Raw genomic sequence first — 3,516 nt, 5'->3', positions numbered from 1 at the left:
CAAAGGCATAGGCAATGCCCAAGCCTTGCAACGCGGCGGCGACGCCGATGTCCGAGTGGTTGGTGACCAGAGGCCCGGACGCCGCCACCTCGATCCGCCGGCCCCTTTTCTCGAACTCCCATTGGTAGGACCGGCCGTCGGTCTGCAGCCGCCAGTTGATGCAGGCGTGGTCGTGCAGGTCGGCGGGTGATTGCGGCAGACCGCGCCGCGCCAGATAGTCCGGCGACGCCACCACGACCATCTTCACGTCCGGCGTCAGGCGCACGGCGATCATGTCCTTCTCCAGCCGCCCGCCCACCCGGATGCCCGCATCGAAGCGGCCCGCGACGATGTCGCTCAGCCCGTCGTCGACCACGATGTCCAGCGTCACGTCCGGGAATGCGCGATGGAACCGGCCCAACCGCGGCGCAATGATCTGCCGGGCCGCCATGCCCAGGGTGTTGATGCGCAGCGTTCCGCTCATCTGCCCCGCCGCCGCGCTGGCCTCGGCAACGGCGTCGTCCATCGCCCGGAACAGCGGTGCGATGCGGGCATGCAGCTGCTCGCCTGCTGCGGTCGGTGCCACGCTGCGGGTGGTGCGGTTCAGCAGCCGCGCACCCAGCCGCGCTTCGAGCTGGCGGATGGTCTGGCTGAGCGCCGAAGGCGACAGACCCAGATGCTCGGCCGCCCGCGCAAAGCTGCTGCGCTCGACCACGGCGGCAAAGGCTTTCAGTTCAGCGTAGTCGGAGCCGCGCATTGTGCATTTTTTGCTTAATAACGAATTCAAATTCTAGGTGATTCACTAATTTCTTCTGCGGTCGCATCCTTGGGCCTTCACCCACCAGGAGCTTTCACCATGACCACTCTGCATCTTCCCGAACCCATCGCCGCCTACTTCTCGGCCGACCGGCAGAACCCCAATGCGCTGGCCCGCTGGTTCACGGCGCAGGCCACCGTGAAAGACGAAGACCGGACCCACACCGGCCTGGACGCCATCCGGGCGTGGAAGGCGGCCGCTTCGGCCCAATACGCCTACACGACCGCGCCCTTCGCGCTCGAGCAGGACAACGGGCACCACATCGTCAGCGGCCGGGTGACCGGCAACTTCCCCGGCAGTCCGGTCGACCTGCGGTACCGCTTTCGCCTGGAACGCGGCCTGATCGCCTCGCTGGAGATCACCGCATGAGCTTCGATCTTCAACTTCAAGGGAAGCGCGCCCTGGTCTCGGGCGGCACCAAGGGCGTGGGCGCCGCCGTGGTGCGCGGCCTGCACGCGGCGGGCGTGCAGGTGATGACCACAGCGCGTTCGCTGCCCGCGACGGCCACCGACGGCGTGACCTACATCGCAGCCGATCTCACCACCGCGCAAGGCGTGGCGGACGTGGCGCAGTCGGTGCTCAACCAATGGGGCGGCGTGGACATCCTGGTCAACGTGCTGGGTGGCTCCAGCGCGCCGGGCGGCGGCTTCGCGGCCCTTGGCGATGCGCACTGGTTCAACGAGCTGAACCAGAACCTGATGCCGGCCGTGCGGCTCGACCGCGCGCTGCTGCCCGCCATGCTGGCCCAGGGTTCCGGCGTCATCGTTCACGTCAGCTCGATCCAGCGCCTGCTGCCCTTGCCGGAATCGACGACCGCCTACGCCGCGGCCAAGGCGGCCCTTTCGACCTACAGCAAGGCCTTGTCCAAAGAAGTGACCCCGAAGGGCGTTCGCGTGCTGAGCGTCGCGCCCGGCTGGATCGAGACGGAAGCTTCCGTGGCGCTGGCCGAGCGGCTGGCCAGCCAGGCCGGGACGGACTACGAGGGCGGCCAGCGGATCATCATGCAGTCATTGGGTGGCATCCCGCTCGGACGACCGGCCAGGCCGGAGGAGGTCGCCGATCTGATCACCTTCCTGGTGTCGCCGCGCGCGGGCTCCATCTCGGGATCAGAGCACCTGATCGACGGTGGCACGGTTCCGACGGTCTAGGGCGCGGTCATCGCGGCCCCGCATCAAGGCTTGCACGGCGGCGCCTACGCCGCGTGGGCGCGAAGCCAGGCCACGATGTCGGCGGTCACCTCATCGCGGTTGGTCTCGTTCAGGATTTCGTGGCGGGCGCCCGGGTACAACTTGACCGTCACGTCGGCCAGACCCGCCTCTCGGTAGCGCTGGCCCAGCAATTGGATCAGCGCGCCGCCACCCGCCAGCGGGTCGGCATCGCCGGAAGCGATCAGCACGGGCAGGTCGCTGCGGATGCCCGCCAGCAGCGCGGGGTCGGCCACCCGGGGCGCGGGCGCGAACAAGGCGGGAATCACATCGGCCGGCACGTCCCACCCGCACCAGGGATCTGCCACGTAGGCATCCACCTCGGCGGCGTCGCGAGAGAGCCATTCGTATCCCGTGCGGTGCTCAAAACCTGCATTGAATGCCACCAGCCCGGCGGGCGCGTCTGCGGGCGCATTGGCCATGCCGGCGGCCAGCATGTCGAGCGCGGTTGAACCGGACAGCACCACGCCCGACCATGTCGATGCGTGATCGAGGATGGCCGCCTGCGCGGCAAACGATCCCATCGAATGCGCAAACAGAAACACCGGCAGGCCGCCGTGCTGCGCGCGCAGCGCGGCGCCGAACTGGGCCACATCGGCGATCAGGCCGCCGAAGCCGGCCGCACCGAAGTCGCCCAGTCGCCCGTTGGCCGTGCGCCCGTGCCCGCGGTGGTCGACCGCGTGGACCACGAAGCCGGCCGCGTTGAGCGCCCGGGCAAAACGGTCGTAGCGTTCGCCGTGCTCGGCCAGCCCGTGGGCGATCTGCACCACGCCGGTGGGCTGGCCGTCCACGTCGGCCCAGGTGTAGGTCGCGACCTGGGTGCTGTCTGCGTCGGAGAGGAAGGAGGAAGTTGAGGTGGTCATCGTTTCATTCTCACCCCGCAGACCCTCCGCCCGACCTAGTGAAAACGGCATGACGCTCTGCCCCGATCGACCTCCTGGCCGACAACGCTTCTGGTCAGGCGTCGATCTGCATTGCCGGACGCGCCATCACCTTCTGCAGCCAGGCCTGTGTGGTCGGGTGCCCGGCCACCGGTGCACCGATGTAGGTGCTGTAAGCGACGACCGACGCCACGATCAGGTCGACGAGCGTGTACGCATCGCCGAGCAGCCAGGGCTTCTGGTTCAGACGCCCATCGAGCACGGCGAGCAGCTCGTCCAGGGCCTTGCGCGCCGCGGTGCCGTGCGCGTCGTCGGGCGTGCCCATGTCTTTCGCGGCCTGCAGCCGCACCAGCTGCGCGCCGTAGGTGACATAGGCCCAGGTGCTCCATGACATCGCCTGAAGGTGTTCCGGCGTGCCGCCGGCCGGCCACAGGCCGCTCTTCACGCCGTAGGTGTGGCCCAGCCACATCTCGATGGCCAGCGCCTCGAACATCGGCGCGCCGTCCACCGTCAGGGTGGGCACCTTGCCGTTGGGGTTCAGGGCCAGGAAGTCGGGCCGGCGCTGCTCACCGGTGGTGATGTCGACCTTGACGCGCTCGTGCGGCACGCCGAGTTCGGCGAGGGCGCAGGCGAC

At 68.8% G+C, this 3,516-nt stretch carries 5 protein-coding genes; 2 read left to right on the top strand and 3 right to left on the bottom strand.

Annotated features, from left to right (window positions below):
* The coding region (locus Q7W29_05095; GenBank protein MDO9171192.1) for a LysR family transcriptional regulator at positions 1-736 on the bottom strand (736 nt) is incomplete at its 3' end.
* A 99-nt stretch (positions 737-835) separates the two neighbouring features.
* Here Q7W29_05095 and Q7W29_05090 point away from each other — a divergent pair.
* Positions 836-1,165: a nuclear transport factor 2 family protein gene (locus Q7W29_05090; protein MDO9171191.1), complete on the top strand. Its 330-nt coding sequence runs from the start codon at positions 836-838 to the stop codon at positions 1,163-1,165.
* Positions 1,162-1,944, top strand: a complete 783-nt coding sequence (locus Q7W29_05085) for an SDR family oxidoreductase (GenBank protein MDO9171190.1) — start codon at positions 1,162-1,164, stop codon at positions 1,942-1,944. Before Q7W29_05090 ends, Q7W29_05085 begins: the two co-directional genes overlap by 4 nt.
* Before the next feature lie 44 nt (positions 1,945-1,988).
* Here Q7W29_05085 and Q7W29_05080 read toward each other — a convergent pair whose 3' ends face one another.
* Both Q7W29_05080 and Q7W29_05075 read right to left on the bottom strand, forming a co-directional pair.
* Positions 1,989-2,864, bottom strand: coding sequence for an alpha/beta fold hydrolase (locus Q7W29_05080; protein MDO9171189.1), 876 nt, complete (start codon positions 2,862-2,864; stop codon positions 1,989-1,991).
* Positions 2,865-2,958: 94 nt separating this feature from the next.
* The coding region (locus tag Q7W29_05075) for a glutathione S-transferase family protein (GenBank protein MDO9171188.1) at positions 2,959-3,516 on the bottom strand (558 nt) is incomplete at its 5' end.

Source organism: bacterium (assembly GCA_030654305.1).
In the GTDB taxonomy this organism is placed as follows: domain Bacteria; phylum Krumholzibacteriota; class Krumholzibacteriia; order LZORAL124-64-63; family LZORAL124-64-63; genus PNOJ01.
Note: the sequence above shows the minus strand (reverse complement) of the source record. Positions and strands in the feature narration are given on the sequence as shown.